The 349-nt window shown below is 73.1% G+C and carries 1 pseudogene; it reads left to right on the forward strand.

The features are described from left to right. Window position 1: 1 nt before the first annotated feature. Window positions 2-349 (forward strand): annotated as a pseudogene (locus tag SB816_RS30285) (cytosine deaminase); the annotation flags it as partial.

A 349-nucleotide genomic window follows, 5' to 3' on the forward strand; every position in this document is an offset into this window, starting at 1 on the left:
GATCCGCAACGTCCGCACGCACGCCGGCGAAGCGCTCGACATCCTGATCGAAGGCGAGCGCATCGCGCGCATCGGCCCGTCGCTCGACGCGCCCGCGGGCTGCGCGATCGAGGACGGCGCGCACGCGCTCGCGCTGCCCGGCCTCGTCGAAGGCCACACGCATCTCGACAAGACCCACTGGGGCATGCCGTGGTATCGCAACGCGGTGGGGCCGCGCCTCGTCGACCGCATCGAGAACGAGCGCCACTACCGCGCGACGAGCGGTCACGATGCGGGCGCCGCGTCGCTCGCGCTGGCGCGCGCATTCCTCGCGGCCGGCACGACGCGCATCCGTACGCATGTCGACGTC

It is taken from the genome of Achromobacter sp. SIMBA_011 (assembly GCF_046535435.1).
GTDB lineage: Bacteria > Pseudomonadota > Gammaproteobacteria > Burkholderiales > Burkholderiaceae_B > Achromobacter > Achromobacter dolens.